Below are 17,558 nucleotides of genomic sequence, written 5' to 3'. Positions count from 1 at the left end.
GGAAGTTATGTCTAATTTAAAAGTATGGGAGTGCCAAGTTTGTAACTGGATATACGATGAAGCAAAAGGGCATCCTGAAGAGGGGATAGAGCCAGGAACACGATGGGAAGACATTCCCGATAATTGGATATGCCCTGAGTGTGGCGTCGGAAAAAGCGATTTTGAGATGGTTGACGTCAGTTTATATTCAGCTCCTGAATTACATCAACCGCGACATGTCGATGACTCAAGCACAATAAAATCAATACCGTGTAAACCTATTGTAATTATAGGAACGGGGTACGCAGGCTACCGGTTAGCCATAAAGCTGCGAGAACAAAATACTACAACACCTATCGTCATGTTTACAGCAGACAGTGGCGACTATTACAGCAAGCCGAAGCTCTCAAATGCTTGCTCAGAAGGTAGGTCTGCGTTATCACTGATCCAAAGCAGCGCTGAAGAAATGGCGAGAAGGTACTCATTAGAAGTGGTGCTATATACAGAAGTGAAACAGATAGATACGACAAGTAATCGGATAACTTTTGCAAACGGTAATTATCTGTTTTACTCAAAACTGGTGTTAGCAACAGGTGCGACGAGCAAGCAAGTTTCATTGAATGGTAACTATGCTCACCGAGTGTTTCAGGTCAATAACCTTTCTGACTATTCTCGTTTCAGAACCAATCTTGAAGGTAAGCATGACATCGTTGTTATGGGAGGGGGACTAATTGGCTGTGAATATGCGGATGATCTATGTCGTGCGGGTTATAACGTGACGATTGTTGATCCTATGCCAACGGCGCTTAGTGGATTGCTTCCTGAGTTTGCTGCTGGTGGTTTGGTGAGAGAGTTCGAAAGACATGGCATTACTTGTCATTTTGGACGTGTTATTAGCGAAGTAGGCAACCGCATTGATAGCATGCAAATCACCTTAGATGATGGCACTAAGCTGAAAGCAGATGTTATCCTCGCAGCTGTTGGTATTAAACCCAATATTGCGTTAGCCAAAGTTGCGGGTTTAACTTGCTCTTTAGGTATTAGAGTTAATCGGTATCTAGAAACCAGCGCCAAGGATGTCTATGCAATTGGGGATTGTGCGCAGGTGGAAGAGCAATACTTGCCCTATATTGCACCGATCACACTACAAACGAATGCACTTTCTAAAACACTACTTGGTGAACGAGTTCCGGTTCATTATGGAGTCATGCCAGTCAACGTCAAAACCAAGTTACACCCCATCACCGTCATTTCACCATCAAACGGCTCTGGCCAGTGGGTTGTTGATGAAAATGACGATACAGGGGTAGTGGGTCGGTGTATCGATGAACATGACAAATTGATTGGTTTAGTTTTGACGGGTGAAAAAATCACAAAAGCATCGGGAATGGTGAAACAGTGCGCCAATGAATTTGAGTAGCAGTTACTTTCGCCATCTCCCTCGGAGTTTTGGGTCATTAACCTGAATAGGGAAAGTAAAAAATGAAAGAGGGAGGAAGGGGAGAACAAGCAATAAAGTAGGCTGTTTATAAAACAATCTACTTACGGTCACTGTCCAAATATTAAGGAAGATAGAGGAACTGGTTATGTCGAGCGCATTACCATCAAAGCAACTAATAGAAACTTTAATTCGAAAAAAGAGCAAACAGTATTTATTCAGTCACGGGAAGGACATTGGGTTACTTGGAGTTGGGCGGGTGTATAGAAAGACGTGAAAGCGATCATTACAGGCTTAAGAAAGCTTGGAATGAAAGAAGGTGATTGTGTCGCGATCTTATGATTATGTTCGAAGACCGACATACTGAATACATGTAACCCCGACAGTTACACAGAATTATTTACAGGGTCCCCTTGCTCTTGAGCGATTTCAAAAGGTATCCACTTTTTAGTTTGGCTAGTTGCACTCCTTGCTTTTAGCAAAATGCTTTCTAACGAAAAAAGTGAGAACTCTAAAGCATCATCTACTTCCATCCTCATCGGTAATTCGAATTCGTAAGCATATTGGATGTTATTTATAGCTGTGTTTAGCCCATCACAGTAGCGTATTAACTCTTCAACACTTTGTGGCTTCAGGCCTTCATATTTCCTGCAAATAGGAATGGTTTCTGAAATTAAGCTTGAATAATAGGCTGACACTTTGGTTGAGAAAATACTGTTGAAACCATAATTCCCGAACTTTTGTGACACTTATTTTTGAGGAGGTTGATAAAATTCGCTACACAGAATCAGAACTAGGAACAAACCATACCCTTACGGCTAAACTTAAAATAGAGTTCGGTATTGTCTTACCTGACTTTGAAGAAGGAGAAGAGGGTTATGATTTCCAAGGATACTTAAATTCAGTTGCGATTGCCATTTCAGGTGAAAAGCGTTGGTCGGTAGAAAGCGATAAAATCGTATTAAGTTTCAGATGCATCAGGACTTGTCAGATGAAGTGTGTGATTATTTAGGAACAGCGATGCACTCTTCAAGAGTCCATCGCTGCTATTCAACTTTGAATCTAATCTGGCGTGAGTCAGAATAAGTAGTTTATTCTCATACGTCGTAAGTTGTAGATGCTGTATCGCCGCCTGTACCAGTCCAGTTAGTGTGGAAGAATTCACCACGTGGACGGTCAACACGCTCGTAAGTGTGAGCACCGAAGTAGTCACGTTGAGCTTGAAGCAGGTTCGCTGGTAGACGAGCAGTCGTGTAACCGTCTAGGAAAGATAGCGCAGAAATCGTACATGGCATTGGGATACCAGACTCTAGAGATTTCGCTGCTACTTTACGCCATGCTGCTAGGCTGCCTTGAAGGATGTTTTTGAAGTACTCATCAAAACCTAGGAATGCGATGTCTGGGTTCGCTTCGTACGCATCACGGATGTTGCCTAGGAACGCGCTGCGGATGATACAACCACCACGCCACATTAGCGCTACGTTACCGTAGTTTAGGTCCCAACCATTTTCGTTCGATGCTTCGCGCATTAGCATGAAGCCTTGAGCGTAAGAGATGATCTTAGACGCCAGAAGCGCTTGACGTAGTGCGTCAACCCACTCTTGCTTGTCGCCTTCAACTGGAGTGATTGTCTTGCCGAATAGTTTTTCAGCTTCAACACGTTGGTCTTTCAGTGCAGACAGGCAACGAGAGAATACAGACTCAGAGATAAGAGTTAGAGGAATACCCAGGTCTAGTGCGTTGATACCCGTCCATTTACCTGTACCTTTTTGGCCAGCCGTGTCCAGGATCTTCTCAACTAGCGCTTCGCCGTCTTCATCTTTGTAGCCAAGGATGTCAGCCGTAATTTCAACAAGGTAGCTGTTTAGCTCAGTGTTGTTCCACTCAGCGAATACCGCTTGCATCTCGTCTGCAGACATACCAAGACCGTCTTTCATGAACTGGTAAGCTTCTGTGATCAGCTGCATGTCGCCGTATTCGATGCCATTGTGTACCATCTTAACGAAGTGGCCCGCACCGTCGTTACCAACCCAGTCACAACAAGGCTCACCTGCATCAGTTTTTGCAGAGATACCTTGGAAGATTGGCTTAACCGCTTCCCAAGCTTCTGGAGCGCCGCCAGGCATGATAGATGGGCCAAAACGTGCACCTTCTTCACCACCAGATACACCTGTACCGATGAAGTGGATGCCTTTTTCGCGTAGTGCTGCAACGCGACGGTTTGTATCTGGGTAGTTTGTGTTACCACCGTCGATGATGATGTCGCCCTTATCTAGTAGAGGGACTAGCGCGTCGATGAATTTGTCTACCACATCACCTGCGCGAACCATTAGCATCACTTTACGTGGCGTTTCTAGCTTCTCTACTAGTTCTTCTAGAGAGTATGCACCGATGATGTTCGTGCCTTTCGCTGGACCTTCCAGGAACTCGTCTACTTTAGCAGCAGTACGGTTGTGAGCGACCACTTTGAAGCCGTGATCGTTCATGTTTAGGATAAGGTTTTGACCCATTACCGCTAGGCCAATTACACCGATATCACCTTTCATTGTTTCTCTCCAATTTTGTTTCATTGACGAGCAGCGTTTTAAGCAATTTTTGCTGCTGCGTCCAAATCTAAATACCATTCCGTCAGACCAGATTTCGCTTGAATCTTAGCCGCTGGGTATGGCAGTGCGTGTGCAGGTGAACTGTTGATCTCTTCAACGATGTCCGCTTTTCCTGCACCAAGCACCAAGTAACTGATACGTTTTGCTGCTTCTAAAACGCGTGCCGTTTTTGACACACGAAGCTGGCCTGACTCAGGATGAGACGCCACAAGAGATAGATTCGCATCATCATAATTCGTTTGGCCAGGGAACAGAGAAGCTGTGTGGCCATCTGCACCAACACCTAATAAGATCCAGTCAAACACAGGGGTTCCGTTTTCAGTCGGAATCACCTCTGACATCTCTTTCGCAAAGCGTTCCGCTTCCACTTTAGGGTCATCTTCACCGCGTATACGGTGGATGTTTTCTGTTGGAATGTTTACTTGGCTAAACAGTAGCGCGTTCGCTTCTCCGTAGTTGCTTTCCGCATCGTCAGGTGCGACACAACGTTCGTCACCCCACCAGAAGTGGAGATTTTGCCACTGAATAGAGGTTGCGTAAGCCTCTGAAGCCAACAGTTTGAACAGCATTTTAGGAGTGCTGCCGCCAGAAAGAGAGATGTGAACAGGTCGGCCCATTTCGCTGAACGCTTTCATGTCGTTAGCTAGGCTTTCAACTACCTGCTCTGCTGTTTGGTAGATCTTATGGTTGATCATAGTTCACAGTAATCCGTATCTGTTAAGTTTTTACATGGGAAGCGCCAAGCGCGACCATCACGCTGTAGCAGGTCGTCTGACTCTTTAGGACCCCATGTGCCGCATGCGTACCCGAAGAGGGATTGTGGATCTTGTTTAAAATCTAAAATTGGCTGTACGTACTGCCAACACGCTTCCACCGCATCACTACGTGCAAATAGCGTAGCATCACCATTCAAAGCATCAAGTAGAAGACGCTCATACGCAGTTAGCATTTGCGTTTCTTGTAGGTCAGCGTAATGGAAGTTCATTTTCACTTCTTTCGCTTCAAAACCTGCGCCTGGCTCTTTCAAGCCAAAGCTCATTTGAATGCCTTCGTCTGGCTGAATGCGAATGATCAGCTTGTTTTCTGGTGCGTTTTGACCAAACACTGGGTGCGGTGTTTGTTTAAAGTGGATAACCACTTCAGTAACGCGTGTTGGAAGACGCTTACCAGTACGCACGTAGAATGGCACGCCATTCCAACGCCAGTTGTTAATGTAGGCTTTCAAACCGATGTAAGTTTCGGTACGAGAATCATCTGCAACCCCCGGCTCGTCACGGTAGCCACGTAGACTTTGTCCACGAACTTCAGAAGCGGTGTATTGACCTAATACTAGATCGTTACGCAGAGCGTTTTCGTCCAAAGGCTTTAAACACTGGAGTACTTTAACGACTTCATCACGCATCGAATCTGCATTGATCTGTGCTGGTGGCTCCATACCCACCATCGCCAATACTTGTAGCAGGTGGTTTTGGAACATATCGCGCACGGCACCTGAGCTGTCGTAGTAACCACCACGCTCCTCTACGCCGAGGAATTCTGCGCCCGTGATTTCAACATAATCAATGAAGTTACGGTTCCAAAGCGGCTCAAACATTGCGTTTGAGAAACGAAGTACAAGAAGGTTTTGTACCGTCTCTTTACCTAAGTAATGGTCAATTCGGTAGATTTGATGCTCTTGGAAGTGCTCGTGAATTTCTTTATCCAGAATACGCGCTGATTCAAGGTCATAACCGAATGGTTTCTCAATAATCAGGCGTTTCCAACCATCTTCTTCTTTGTTTAGGCCGTGTGCTGCAAGACTTGCAGGAATCACACTGTATAAACTTGGTGGGGTTGCTAAGTAGAAAAGCGTATTGCGCCGATCGAAACGATATTCGTCAGCAAGTTGGTCTAAACGAGAAGATAGCTTACTGTAATCTTGTGTGTCAGAAGTATTGATAGCTTGGTAGTGCAGATGGTTAATAAATGCATCAAGCGTTTCTGGCTCAGTCTTTTCCATTTCCTGAAGCGATTTTTTCAGCTTCGCGCGGTAAGACTCATCACTGTATTCAGTGCGACTTACACCCAGAATGGCAAAATTTTCTGGAAGCTGCTTGTTCGCATAGAGGTGGTATAAAGCAGGAATGAGCTTACGGTATGTAAGGTCACCTGAAGCGCCAAAAATAACGATATTGCTATAGTCCGGTATTATCATGTCACATTCCACTTGGCGTATGAAAAACAAATAAAAGCCTATAGATACAACAATCTTTGTTTATCCATAGACTTTTAAGTTCGTTATAAAAAAGTAAGTTATGCGATTGCGTGGATTAAAATTTCACGTACTTGCACTGGTGTAACTGTTCCATTTTCAGTAAGAGATGTGAAACCATGGGTTTCTAAACGTTCTATGACTGCATCGATAGCTTCCTCTTTGCTACGATCGTGTTCAGTAAGCTGCGTTGACACTCCAAGAGATTGATAAAATGCTTCAATTGCGTCTATAGTACGTTCCGCAAGATTTTCACTTGTCGTCAGTTCGAATACGTTTCGCCCCATTTGCTCCAGTTTATCGCGTTTAAATTCAATTTGGTTTCGTAAAAGCGAAGGCTGCACAATAGCAAGTGATCGCGCGTGATCTACATGCCAAAGGGCAGTTAGCTCGTGGCCAATCATGTGTGTCGCCCAGTCTTGTTCTACACCAACTGAAATAAGTCCATTTAAAGCTTGGTTCGCTGTCCACATCAGGTTTGAACGCCAAAGGTCATTGCTACGACTGTCGAAGTTCTCGCCAAGAGATTTTAAAGAGCGTAGCAAAGCTTCTGAGTAACCATCTTGTACTAATGCCCCTGCTGGTTTAGTGATGTATTGCTCACATACGTGAACCCATGCATCAACAATTCCGTTAACTAGTTGTTTTTCCGGTAATGTTTTCATTACATCAGGATCCATAACTGCAAATTGAGGCTGAACGTAATTAGATGCAAAAGGCAATTTTTGCTGTGTTTCAGATTTCGTAATGACAGAGTTGCCATTGGACTCAGAGCCAGTAGCAGGGATGGTTAAAATTACACCAATAGGAGTGGCAGTTACTGGAACATAGTTTCCAGTTAAAATATCCCAACCGTCACCATCATAATGCGCTGCAGCTGCCGCATATTTAGAACCATCGATAACAGAACCACCGCCAACAGCTAAAATGAAATCAATATTTTGCTCTTTTATGATCTCGACAGCTTTATCCATTGTTTCTTTTGTTGGATTAGCCTCTACACCGGAAAATTCAAACCAGTTATGCTCGGAAAGGGCTGCTTCTACTTGTTGATAAACACCATTCTTTTTGATGGAGCCACCACCGTAAATCACTAATACTTTCTGAGATTTATCGATAACGTTTGCGACCTGACTGATTTGGCTTTGACCGAAGAATATTTGGGTCGGATTTAAATATGAAAAGTTCATAAATACCTCTTTGTTTGCCTCACTGTGTTTGGTTGTCATGTATAATAGTTCCATCATTGTGGTTTTATAAGGTTGTTTTGTACAAATAACATGACTAATCCTATAATTATTGAGGCTCGTAAATGGTATGGCGACAAGTTTTATGTGGTGGGTATGTGTATGTGATCGAAATTTGCACAGTTTATGGCTTGTAATATGAAAATGTTGTAAATGCCATTAATAGAAGCATTAATAGAGAATGTGGCATTTAAGTCTGATGCTATAATAAGAAACTTAGTGAGTACCTATAGGTAACTTTATTGCATAATTCTGGCTGAAATCCAAATCGCCTAAATTTGAGCAATTCTTAGACAACATGATGAGTATCAGGCATAGCTTGTTCAGAGCTTTATTCTTGGCGTAGGTTTCACCTACCTGAGAAACATGGCTGTTTCAGAAAGCGAGTGCTTATGGCAGCTACGACGAGTTATCTACTTCTTATAAATTGTGGGGTATCCTTGCTTCCAGAAAGCTGCACCTTCTCTTAGTAGGATAAGAGGAACTGCTCGCTTGAACTTTATGGCATCATGGCAACTCCTTGTGTCGTAAGCGCCATCTCCAGATATCTAGATGATTCGTCGGCGTGTTTGCTTGAGCAAGTTAGGAAGATCTTCTACACCGGTGACATGAGATAAACTCAGCTCTGCGGCGATTATTTCTTGAGTGCTGGTGTAGGCAGAGATATGCAGCTTATGCCAGACTCTACGTTTTACCGTCAGTAGCATGCTTTTTGATCTTCAATTCACCTGCGCCATAAACCTTGAGACTAGTAGCATCAATGGCGAGGTGCTGTATTAAATCTTGGGATTTTGTCTTAAATGAAACCTCAACTAGCTTAGTTCTTCGACTGATACAACTGTAGTGTGGGCAGGTAAGTCGAATATCAGCTAATTTAAACAGGGAATCTATAAACCCTCGCAATGCCCTCAGTGGCATTGAGAAGACTCGTTTCACCATTAGTGCAGTAGTGATGGTTAAGTTGCTGAATCGACGAGGTCTGCCTCGCTTGTTCTGCTTACTTTGTTTTTATTTATGGCTTGTTCATCAATCCAAACTTGTTTTCTTGGTTTACTAGCGGTGAATTTCCACTAAAGGCAGCGTTCGAAAGGATGTCTCATGAGAAAGTAGTATTACGAGATGTTGTTTGGGAAATAATAGAGTTTAAGGAAAGTAATACCAAGCTATTTACTTCAGGGATTGCTACATTTAGAAAATCAGGTACTAAGGTCGCTGTCGATGATTACGGCCTACACGAGTCAAATGCACATCGGGTGGATTTATTGCGTCCAGATATAGTCAAAATTGATCGTTTGTTAACACAAGAATACTGCGAAAATCCAAATAGCTTTCTTCCAGATCTGGTTGAACGGCTTAGTTCAAGTGGGTATACGGTAGTCCTAAAAGGAATAGAGAATAGTGAGGAAAACAAAGCTCTACAATTCATGCACTTCAGCTTGGTTCAAGGGTATAACTATGGGCGGCCCCGTTGAAATGGAAAAACTACTAAGACGTGGTGACACAGTGCCTATCTTTTGAAATAAAATAAATTGTGTGATTCATAGAGATGGTTTCAACTTTCTTAAGCAAAGGTCGAGCATAATGCTTCTCTTGATTTTGAATAGACACCTTTTAGTCCAACCTCTCTCCACAAATAGTCTCGCTGTGATGCCTCTTTAGAGAAAGGAGTTTGGTCAGATAACTCCGTTTGAATAGATTAATTCTACTCGCTATATCATCATAACATCCAGCCATACTTACCTTCTCAGACGCTAAAAATGATCAGATGCTAGTTTAATGCCCTCTCTTTTACTTGATCACTTAATCCAGGTCTGCATGTGCAATAGAACTTTAAATCAGCTAAAAAGTGATATAAGCTGCCAATATTATGACTGTTTCTACAATGCATGAAATCACGAGTTTAAATATGAGCCTCAAAACACTTATGCAACTTTATGTGAAGCGCCAAGGACTAGATGAGTTTGAAGGTGACTACCCAACAGCAATTGAAAATGTGCGTTTTTACCGTAGTGCAAAAGGACATCAACGAAAGCCAACAATGTATAAATCTGGCCTTATTGTTCTTGGGCAAGGGACAAAAACAGTATATGCGGGAGGGGAGAGCATCCCATATGGTGAAGGAGATTGCTTAATGATGGGAGTTCCGATCCCTGTTGAGTGTGAAGCCATCCCAAATCATGAACAACCAATACTAGGCATTGGTGTTGAGATACCAATGCACATTTTGCAAAGGCAAGTGGGTCAGATAAAAGCAAGTATGGATAGAAAAGCACTAGACAAGCAAAGAGAACAATTAACAATATGCTGCGAACCTATTGACGCTAAGTTTAATAAAGCTTGTGAACGTTTAATGGAAGCCTTGTGTGATGACCTTGAGGCTAAAGTACTTGGCGAGTCATTGTTAGAAGAAGTCGTGTTTTTTGCTCTTTTAAGTAATGGTGGAAATATACTTTTCAACCTTGCTGATAACGAAGGCAAGTACGCAAGAATCGCCGCCACTTTAAAACACATTCATACTCGTTATTTAGAACCGTTGACGGTTTCTGAACTCGCTTCGATAGCTAATATGAGTATTTCTTCGTTCCACACAGCTTTTCGTCTAGTAACCCTTGAGTCACCAGTGCAATACATTAAAAAAGTACGACTAAACAAAGGGAGAGATTTAATTTGCTTCGAAGGAAAACGTGTTAATGAGGCTGCTGAAATGGTGGGATACTCTAGTGCTGAACAATTTAGCCGTGAGTTTAAACGACATTTTAACCAAACACCGACTAAGGCTGCTTCAAGTTTTTGATGTCGTGATTAACATATAAACCACTGATAAACATCGTATTAAGCAAACCAGAGCTAAGGTTATGAGATGAATACTGAGATGCATGATCACTTTCCTGCAACAAAACTTTTGGGTTTTAGTTGTCTCAAAAAAAATAATAGTATTTATATTGATATCCCTATTGAAAAAAATTGTAATCACAATGGATCATTGTTTGGTGGTTCATCTTCTATGGCCTCTATAACCTCAGGCTGGATCGCCTTAAATGAAGTACTAAAAACACACTTCAAAGATACAGATTATAATATTGTCATACAAAAGAATGAGGTTATTTATACAAAACCAATTTATTCAGATTGCCAATCTATAACGGCGATCAATGCTCGAAGTGAAATAGATAAACTTGTAAAGAGTCTTCATAGATTCAAAAAAGCAAGAATAACAGCATCAAGCGATATTAAAGAAAATGGAATTACTAAGTGTAAATCGTTGAGTACTTATGTAGTTCTGCTTAAATAAAGCCCCAAATTCATCTGCATAAATAATATTTATAGAGTTTCTTTACTCACTATCAATATCCTGGGTGAGAGCACGAATGTTTTTTTGAGCAAAAATGAGAGCAATTTGACGTTCACTTCTTACTGTGATCTTATGCTCTCTTTTGGGGAGCGCTCATCATGTCAAATATTTACCATTTCTAAGAATACTTTCACACCATCACCGACCAAGGCCAAGGAGCGAAGGCCACTTACTGCTTATTTGAAGTGTTGTTTGGTTCACGATGCGCTGTTGTCGCAGTTTACGTTCTTCAGGGATGCTTGGTGCACAATAACACCTCACGTAGTTTGGGCTTGCCGCTATTACATAGCGTTGCTGAGTAAAGGCTTCATTCGTAACGAAGAGTCTTGAGATACACCATTTCTAATCATTAAGTCAATGGATTCAACTGCAGCGTCAAAAAAGCATCGTTTTGTTGAAACTCTATTTTTAAGAGTGGATAGCGCTGAAGAAGCTCGGAAAGATAGGGATGTATAGTAAACGACCAAACGCGACTGGCGTACTAATCTTTACCGTGCCACGTGGGGTATCTGCTTTCTGCTCTATACCATTAGCTCAAAGGAGTTGTTGAGTTTTACCAATAACATAGTCTACAAAAGCCCGATTTTTCAATGACAACTCCCTGTTACGATACATCAGATAAACAGGCTTAGGTTCTGGTACATACTCTTCGAGTAGGTCCATCAGCAATCCATTTTCGATGTCTTCTCTAACCAAAATATCTGGTTGTAACACGATACCTGCACCATATATCGCCGCTGCTTTCAGGGCATGCCCATTGTTGGATGCCAGTCTAGTATTTAAACGATTAAAAGCGTCTGTATCCAGCTTTAAACTCTGCATTGTTTGCCCCTGGCTGAATACAAATCCAAGGCAAGAATGATACTGTAAATCATTTAATGAGTCAGGTACTCCCATTCTCTCTATGTAAGACGGAGCAGCACAAAAGTGCATTTTATATTCACCGACTTTACGAGCTATCATGGATGAGTCAGCTAACTCCCCCACTCTCAGCAATACATCCGCATCTGTTAGTAGTGGGTCAACAATCGAGTTGTCTAAAGTCAGCTCTGCATTGAGTGACGGATAGGCTTGCAGGAAGTCAGCCACGATAGGAGCCAGTAATTCACTTCCCAGACTAACTGGAGAGTTCACCCGAACGGTTCCCATAGGAGTGTTTTCTAAAGTATGGATACGATTTTCTGCAAGCGAAATTTCATCAATGATCCGCTTGCATTCTTTGTAATATATTTGCCCACTTTCCGTCAGTGACTGCTTTCTGGTTGTACGATTCAGCAATCGTGTATTCAAAGACGATTCAAGAAATTGAATATGCTTACCCACCATAGTGGCTGATAGTTCAAAGTGGTTCGCCGCATTTCGAAAACTGCCGGTATCCACAGCGTACACGAAAACCTGCATGCTTTTAAGTTTGTCCATTGTAAACTCTGAGTTTATTAAGTTATAACCCCAGTCTAGTTTATTCATTAAATCGTGACAATTATATTAGCTTATCAACTTCTCAACAAAACTGAGCCTATGCAAAATACAAAAAAGAAACTATCTATTACCGCAGAGATTCTGATTAAAGACGAAATGGATCTGGCAACTGGTATCGAAGAAATAATGCAGTTCTGTTTGGATATGAACAGTGAGCCAGGCTGTGAAATAGCGGTCGTACATCAAGATAGAGAGAACCCAAGAAAGATTGTTTTGTGGGAAATCTATAAAGACGAAGATGCTTTCGCTGACCATTTTAAGGCCCCTCACACTCAGGCGTTTTTCAGCAGAGAGATCACCGAGCTAAAGTGGGCGAGCGAAACCAGCCCTCTTAGTGAACTAACAGCAGAATGAAACCAGAAGGCAGAAAAATATGAAATGGGCAATTATTGGCACCAGCTTTATCTCGGATGTAATGGCTGAAGCTATCAAAGGCGATAAGCAAAGTGAGCTTTACGCAGTAAGCGGACGCTCAGAAATTAGGCTAAAAAAGTTTGCAGAAAAGTACAACATTCCAAAAACCTATACCGACTATCAAGCAATGATCGAGGATTCTGAAGTAGATATCGTCTACATTGCACTGCCAAATCATCTGCACCATGAGTACATTCAAAAAGCCGCTAAAGCAGGCAAAGCTATTCTCTGCGAAAAGTCGCTTTCCGTTGATATGGAAAAGACGTATCAGGCGCTATCTTCAGTCAAAGAGAAAAATGTGTTCTTTGCCGAAGGGCTGATGTACATGTGTCATCCGTTAATCAAAAAGGCACTCGAAGTACTAAAAAACGGTGAAATTGGTGAGATCAAGTCAATCCAGGCGTCCTACATTGCTGCAATCTCTGAGTTTGTGAATCCAAATAGCAAAGGCGCGCTGTACAACCTCGGTTGTTACCCTATGTCTCTTGCCTACCTGATTCTGAGCCAAATTTTACCCGAACAACTGGTAATGGATTTGCAGATATCTGGTTTTGGTCGAAAAGGCAGAGACGGCAACATCTGTGAAGCAACTGCAACACTCCGTTTTGCAGACAAGATAAACCTGCAAATTCATACTGCTGAAGACTACGGTTTAAAGCACGGCTTCACTGTTTTAGGCAGCAAAGGTAGCCTGACCTTCAACTCGAATCCTTGGTTACCTACCGAGAAAAACCTGCTCGAAGTAGAGATTTACGAGACCGAGAAGAAGGTTATCGAAGTTAACGCTGATGGGGACGCATTCTTCTATCAGGTAAGAGCCATCCGTGAAGCTGTTCAGCAGGGAGCCAAAGAATTAGAGTATCCAAAAGCAACCCATAAAGCCTCGAAAGATATCATGCAGCTTTTAACTTCATGGGAAGAAGCGAGCATCATCGGATAATCTTTACGCCAACACGGGTGAGCACCATCATACTGACTACGCTTATTGTTCTTAACCGTTAATCAATAGATGTGAGGGTAGTCAGTATGGCAAACTCAGAAATATAGAAACAGCAAACTTATGAACTAAACAAAAAGCTGGTCGATCTATGTAAACACAACCCTGATAAAGATGAAGCTTTATTGCAGCCAAAAATATGCTTTGTGCTGATTGGGGGATTGTTGGGATAGGGGAATGGATGATTCAAACTCAACTATATAAAGAAGATGTGGTTCCAGTGCATCAAGAATATTGGGACCTTCTATACCCGTCTACTTATATTTTTCTTCACGCGAATATCTCCCTCAGAGTGTAAGAGCTTTCATTGACTTTTTGTCAGACGCAGATTTGTATAAATAATACAATCAAAGACACACCCCTAGTAAAGGTGTGCTTGGTCATTACTTTTAACTTTGAAAAAGAATGACCAAACGATTTTTAATCAAGAAAATCGTGCTAACTAAGGAAGTTTGGGTTTCATCGTATAGCCATTTTTGGTTCGAATATATTCTTTTTACGTAGTAAACATGTACTACTAGCTAATAGAAATGGAACAATAGTGCGGAATATTTGTTGTTAAAGCACCTTAACATTCAAGATTTATAGGTACTATGAGACTAAGTGCCGAGCTGATAGCTATTGTGAATAGGTGGCTACTTAGTACTACTGGCTCGGTCTCTACTTAGTCTTCTTTTGTTGTGTTCATTCAATAATTCGCGCAATTTACGGGTTATCTGAATCTTTTCGAGCGTACTTATTCAAATTAGAGAATGCCATCAATACGTCACAGGCGTAGTTTAGTCTCGGGTGAGATAAAGCCCCTTTACGCCAAGTGAGGTATATGTGATTCTCCGGCCCTTTAGGGCCAAGTTCTACTAACCTGCCAGCCTTTATGTCCTCAAAACACAAGTAGTCTGGCAATACAGAGTAGCCAACACCAGTACGAACAAGCCCAGCAATCGCACGAATATCCGGACAACGAGCGATAATTTGTGATTGGCACTTCTGACGATAAACGGAATCAAAATATTCCCTCACAAGAGGTAGCTGGTTATCATAAACTACAACGGGCATCGAATTTAAGTCCTCTACAGTTACCGACCTGGTAGGGAGGTTCTGAGCCAGCAGTCTGTGAGATACAAGCAGCAGTTCTTCACTATCCAATACACAATAATCATAGAGTTTGTTATCCGGTAAAGAAGCAGTAATTGCAAAGTCAGCAGTGCCATTTTCTAGAACACAATAATTATGTACTCTATTTCCTGGTAAAATCACGACATCTATATTACCTGCATTCAATAAGTTCGCTAACTGTGCCGAGGCAACATAACTGATATATTCAGCAGGCCCAGCCAAAGTAATCGTGCCGCTAATTTCACTTGAACGGGAGCGAATAGAAGCTACTTTTTGTTCAATTGCATCAAGGTGACCAGATACTTGTGTAGCAAGATCATGAGCTGCATTGCTAGGTTCTACTCCTCGGTGAAGCCTTTCGAAAAGGGTTTTGCCAACTATACTTTCCATAGTTTGAATATGAGCAGTTGCGGCGGGCTGGGATAATCCTAAGTTTTTTGCTGCACGCGAAATATTACGACATCTGTAGACTTCCACAAAAGTACGCAATTGAACAAAGTAAGACATAATGAACATTGCCATCATTTTTCTGATATGAGTGTAAAGAATAAACGAATTCTTCCAACTTTTGAATAGATATAAAGTAGCAACACATTCAAAGAGGAGATGAATTATGTCTAAATTAACGAAAAGCGCGGTGTTTATTGCAGCTGCGCTTCTAAGTGCTAACACATACGCTGAAAGCAAAGGTGAGGTTTTAGTTTTACTTTCTAGTGAACAACAAATGCAGTTGGCAGATGGTGAACTGTATAAAACGGGCTATTACCTTAACGAATTTGGAGTGCCGGCTGATAAACTACAACAAGAAGGTTACAAGTTGATACTGGCCACACCTAAGGGCAATGCCCCAGTTGTTGATGAACGCTCTGTTCAACCTATGTACTTTGGTGGCTCTGTTGAAGAGATGGAACGAATTAAAGAGGTTGTAGCTAACATTGATGGCATTCAAGACACATTATCGTTCTCAGAAGTGATTAGTCAGGGTCTTGATGATTACGATGCTGTCTTCATTCCAGGTGGACACGCACCGTTGATTGACCTTGCCAATAATCCTCAAGTTGGAGCGATTCTTCGTCATTTCCATGAAGCGGGCAAACCAACTGCAGCAATTTGCCATGGTCCAATTGCATTGTTGAGTGGGCAAGAGCAGCCTAAAGCATTTGAACATGCATTGGGCACCACAGAACCAGTCACCGCACAAGATTGGATTTATGATGGTTATAAGATGACCATTTTCTCCACCCCTGAAGAACAGGTATTCGAAAGCAGCTTAGATGGTAAAAAGCTTCGTTACTATCCTGCAGATGCCATGAAATCAGCAGGTGGTAGTATGAGTTATGCGGAAGAATGGCAACCACATGTTGTTGTTGACCGTGAGCTTATAACTGGGCAAAACCCGTTTTCCGATCATGAATTAGCGAAACAGTTGCTATTAAAACTGGAAAAATAAAATAATCTGTTAAATAAACAAATAAGGACTTTGGCGATAATATGTCAAAGTCCTTAGCTATTTTAGGGTTAAAAATGCTAAATTTCATATTTAAAAATCAAACTGAAATAATTTTCGGTCAAGGTCAGTTAAAAGAACTTTTAAGTCGCCTTCCAAAAGATGGAAAAGTACTGTTCGTATATGGTGGTGGCTCTATAAAGCTGAATGGCGTGTATGAAGATGTTATTAGATCTTTAGAAGGTGTAGACATCATCGAGTTCTCTGGTATCGAGCCAAACCCAACTTACGAGACTTTGGAAAAGGCAGTCTCTCTGGCAAAAGAGCAAAACATTAGTTTTGTACTTGCGGTGGGGGGAGGCAGTGTAATTGATGGCGCTAAGTATATTGCGGCAGCGGCTTTATATGAAGGTGATGGCTGGGACATTTTAGTTAATGGAAATGAAGTGAAAAGAGCGTTACCAGTTGGGGCTGTACTAACGTTGCCAGCAACTGGCTCTGAGAGCAATGGAAATTCGGTCATAACACGGAAAGAAACCAGACAAAAGAGATCGTTTAAAAGTCCGATTGTGCAGCCAAAGTTCGCTATACTAGATCCAACGTACACTTTTTCTTTACCTAAACAGCAAATAGCAAATGGAGTGGTTGATGCATTTGTTCATGTTATTGAACAGTACTTAACCTATCCCGTAAATTCTCCATTACAAGATCGTTTTTCAGAAGGAATTTTATTAACATTGCTTGAGGAAGGGCCAAAAGCTTTAGAACACAAACATAATTATGATGTACGTGCGAATGTCATGTGGGCTGCTACAATGGCTCTGAACGGGCTTATTGGACAAGGTGTACCACAAGACTGGTCTACGCATATGATTGGTCATGAGTTAACTGCATTATACAATTTAGATCATGCTGCATCATTAGCAGTTGTACTTCCTTCATTGATGTATGTTCAACAGGAACAAAAACGCGATAAAATTGCTCAACTAGGTGAACGTGTATTTGGCTTAACAAGTTTGGATAAAAATGCTCTTATTGATGCAACCATTAAACATACACAAGACTTTTTTGAACATATGGGCATACACACGAAGTTAGGCGATTACGGTTTAGGTCAAGAAGCTATACAAGCAATAATTGACAATCTACAGTTAAATGGAATGTTGGCCATAGGTGAACACAGAGATATTGACAAAAACGTTGTTGAAAAAATATTAAATCTTGCTTTATAA

The 17,558-nt window shown here is 41.7% G+C and carries 16 protein-coding genes and 1 pseudogene; 9 read left to right on the top strand and 8 right to left on the bottom strand.

Annotated elements, in window-relative coordinates; all coding sequences use genetic code 11:
- Positions 1-7: 7 nt before the first annotated feature.
- The gene (locus RXX31_RS19880) at positions 8-1,399 is read left to right on the top strand and encodes an FAD-dependent oxidoreductase (protein ID WP_317591441.1); all 1,392 of its coding nucleotides are present in this window, start codon (positions 8-10) and stop codon (positions 1,397-1,399) included.
- A gap of 404 nt (positions 1,400-1,803) precedes the next feature.
- On the opposite strand, the gene RXX31_RS19875 is transcribed toward RXX31_RS19880, so the two are convergent.
- Positions 1,804-2,166 carry a hypothetical protein gene (locus RXX31_RS19875; protein ID WP_317591440.1) on the bottom strand — a complete coding sequence of 121 codons (363 nt, stop codon included), beginning with the start codon at positions 2,164-2,166 and terminating at the stop codon, positions 1,804-1,806.
- On the opposite strand from RXX31_RS19875, the gene RXX31_RS19870 reads away from it, so the two are divergent.
- Positions 2,160-2,429 (top strand): hypothetical protein, encoded by a 270-nt coding sequence (locus RXX31_RS19870; RefSeq protein WP_317591439.1) that lies wholly within the window; start codon positions 2,160-2,162, stop codon positions 2,427-2,429. The two genes, RXX31_RS19875 and RXX31_RS19870, sit on opposite strands and share 7 nt — an antisense overlap.
- An 85-nt stretch (positions 2,430-2,514) precedes the next feature.
- Here the strand turns inward: RXX31_RS19870 and gnd are convergent, their stop codons facing one another.
- The 5 genes and pseudogenes from gnd to RXX31_RS19845 form a co-directional block, all read right to left on the bottom strand.
- Positions 2,515-3,963 carry a decarboxylating NADP(+)-dependent phosphogluconate dehydrogenase gene (gene gnd, locus RXX31_RS19865; RefSeq protein ID WP_317591438.1) on the bottom strand — a complete coding sequence of 483 codons (1,449 nt, stop codon included), beginning with the start codon at positions 3,961-3,963 and terminating at the stop codon, positions 2,515-2,517.
- 38 nt (positions 3,964-4,001) lie between these two features.
- Positions 4,002-4,718, bottom strand: coding sequence for a 6-phosphogluconolactonase (gene pgl / locus RXX31_RS19860; protein WP_005397368.1), 717 nt, complete (start codon positions 4,716-4,718; stop codon positions 4,002-4,004).
- Positions 4,715-6,217, bottom strand: a complete 1,503-nt coding sequence (zwf, locus tag RXX31_RS19855; protein WP_317591437.1) for a glucose-6-phosphate dehydrogenase — start codon at positions 6,215-6,217, stop codon at positions 4,715-4,717. The genes pgl and zwf overlap by 4 nt, the downstream gene beginning before the upstream one ends.
- Positions 6,218-6,315: 98 nt before the next feature.
- A complete protein-coding gene (locus RXX31_RS19850; protein ID WP_317591489.1) occupies positions 6,316-7,464 on the bottom strand; it encodes an iron-containing alcohol dehydrogenase in 1,149 nt (382 codons plus the stop codon).
- Between the two features lie 273 nt (positions 7,465-7,737).
- Positions 7,738-8,555: pseudogene (locus RXX31_RS19845) on the bottom strand (IS5 family transposase); the annotation flags it as partial.
- A gap of 57 nt (positions 8,556-8,612) precedes the next feature.
- On the opposite strand from RXX31_RS19845, the gene RXX31_RS19840 reads away from it, so the two are divergent.
- From RXX31_RS19840 to RXX31_RS19830, 3 genes are all read left to right on the top strand, one after another.
- Positions 8,613-8,993: an EAL domain-containing protein gene (locus RXX31_RS19840; RefSeq protein ID WP_317591436.1), complete on the top strand. Its 381-nt coding sequence runs from the start codon at positions 8,613-8,615 to the stop codon at positions 8,991-8,993.
- A gap of 434 nt (positions 8,994-9,427) precedes the next feature.
- Positions 9,428-10,315 carry an AraC family transcriptional regulator gene (locus RXX31_RS19835; protein WP_317591435.1) on the top strand — a complete coding sequence of 296 codons (888 nt, stop codon included), beginning with the start codon at positions 9,428-9,430 and terminating at the stop codon, positions 10,313-10,315.
- 66 nt (positions 10,316-10,381) lie between these two features.
- Complete coding sequence (locus RXX31_RS19830) at positions 10,382-10,813, top strand: YiiD C-terminal domain-containing protein (protein WP_317591434.1); 432 nt, start codon at positions 10,382-10,384, stop codon at positions 10,811-10,813.
- A 594-nt stretch (positions 10,814-11,407) separates the two neighbouring features.
- Here RXX31_RS19830 and RXX31_RS19825 read toward each other — a convergent pair.
- Complete coding sequence (locus RXX31_RS19825) at positions 11,408-12,292, bottom strand: LysR substrate-binding domain-containing protein (RefSeq protein ID WP_317591433.1); 885 nt, start codon at positions 12,290-12,292, stop codon at positions 11,408-11,410.
- A 99-nt stretch (positions 12,293-12,391) separates the two neighbouring features.
- Between RXX31_RS19825 and RXX31_RS19820 the strand changes: the two genes are divergently transcribed.
- Both RXX31_RS19820 and RXX31_RS19815 read left to right on the top strand, forming a co-directional pair.
- Positions 12,392-12,706 (top strand): putative quinol monooxygenase, encoded by a 315-nt coding sequence (locus RXX31_RS19820; protein ID WP_317591431.1) that lies wholly within the window; start codon positions 12,392-12,394, stop codon positions 12,704-12,706.
- A 19-nt stretch (positions 12,707-12,725) separates the two neighbouring features.
- Positions 12,726-13,706, top strand: coding sequence for a Gfo/Idh/MocA family oxidoreductase (locus tag RXX31_RS19815; protein ID WP_317591429.1), 981 nt, complete (start codon positions 12,726-12,728; stop codon positions 13,704-13,706).
- 762 nt (positions 13,707-14,468) lie between these two features.
- Here RXX31_RS19815 and RXX31_RS19810 read toward each other — a convergent pair.
- The gene (locus RXX31_RS19810; RefSeq protein WP_317591428.1) at positions 14,469-15,401 is read right to left on the bottom strand and encodes a LysR family transcriptional regulator; all 933 of its coding nucleotides are present in this window, start codon (positions 15,399-15,401) and stop codon (positions 14,469-14,471) included.
- Positions 15,402-15,492: 91 nt separating this feature from the next.
- Here RXX31_RS19810 and RXX31_RS19805 point away from each other — a divergent pair, with 91 nt between their 5' ends.
- Positions 15,493-16,329 carry a type 1 glutamine amidotransferase domain-containing protein gene (locus RXX31_RS19805; protein WP_317591427.1) on the top strand — a complete coding sequence of 279 codons (837 nt, stop codon included), beginning with the start codon at positions 15,493-15,495 and terminating at the stop codon, positions 16,327-16,329.
- Positions 16,330-16,403: 74 nt separating this feature from the next.
- Entirely contained in the window at positions 16,404-17,558 is a 1,155-nt protein-coding gene (locus RXX31_RS19800) for an iron-containing alcohol dehydrogenase (protein WP_317591488.1), read from the top strand.

Origin of the sequence: Vibrio sp. EA2, from assembly GCF_033042495.1 — a bacterium.
Taxonomy (GTDB): Bacteria; Pseudomonadota; Gammaproteobacteria; order Enterobacterales; family Vibrionaceae; genus Vibrio.
The sequence above is the reverse complement of the archived record's forward strand: the minus strand, read 5'-3'. Positions and strand labels throughout refer to the sequence as shown.

Coding starts and splice junctions, on each gene's coding strand:
- RXX31_RS19880 (WP_317591441.1), top strand. CDS start 8: ATGTCTAATTTAAAAGTATGGGAGTGCCAAGTTTGTAACTGGATATAC.
- gnd (WP_317591438.1), bottom strand. CDS start 3,963: ATGAAAGGTGATATCGGTGTAATTGGCCTAGCGGTAATGGGTCAAAAC.
- pgl (WP_005397368.1), bottom strand. CDS start 4,718: ATGATCAACCATAAGATCTACCAAACAGCAGAGCAGGTAGTTGAAAGC.
- zwf (WP_317591437.1), bottom strand. CDS start 6,217: ATGATAATACCGGACTATAGCAATATCGTTATTTTTGGCGCTTCAGGT.
- RXX31_RS19850 (WP_317591489.1), bottom strand. CDS start 7,464: ATGAACTTTTCATATTTAAATCCGACCCAAATATTCTTCGGTCAAAGC.
- RXX31_RS19840 (WP_317591436.1), top strand. CDS start 8,613: ATGTCTCATGAGAAAGTAGTATTACGAGATGTTGTTTGGGAAATAATA.
- RXX31_RS19835 (WP_317591435.1), top strand. CDS start 9,428: ATGAGCCTCAAAACACTTATGCAACTTTATGTGAAGCGCCAAGGACTA.
- RXX31_RS19830 (WP_317591434.1), top strand. CDS start 10,382: ATGAATACTGAGATGCATGATCACTTTCCTGCAACAAAACTTTTGGGT.
- RXX31_RS19825 (WP_317591433.1), bottom strand. CDS start 12,292: ATGGACAAACTTAAAAGCATGCAGGTTTTCGTGTACGCTGTGGATACC.
- RXX31_RS19820 (WP_317591431.1), top strand. CDS start 12,392: ATGCAAAATACAAAAAAGAAACTATCTATTACCGCAGAGATTCTGATT.
- RXX31_RS19815 (WP_317591429.1), top strand. CDS start 12,726: ATGAAATGGGCAATTATTGGCACCAGCTTTATCTCGGATGTAATGGCT.
- RXX31_RS19810 (WP_317591428.1), bottom strand. CDS start 15,401: ATGGCAATGTTCATTATGTCTTACTTTGTTCAATTGCGTACTTTTGTG.
- RXX31_RS19805 (WP_317591427.1), top strand. CDS start 15,493: ATGTCTAAATTAACGAAAAGCGCGGTGTTTATTGCAGCTGCGCTTCTA.
- RXX31_RS19800 (WP_317591488.1), top strand. CDS start 16,404: ATGCTAAATTTCATATTTAAAAATCAAACTGAAATAATTTTCGGTCAA.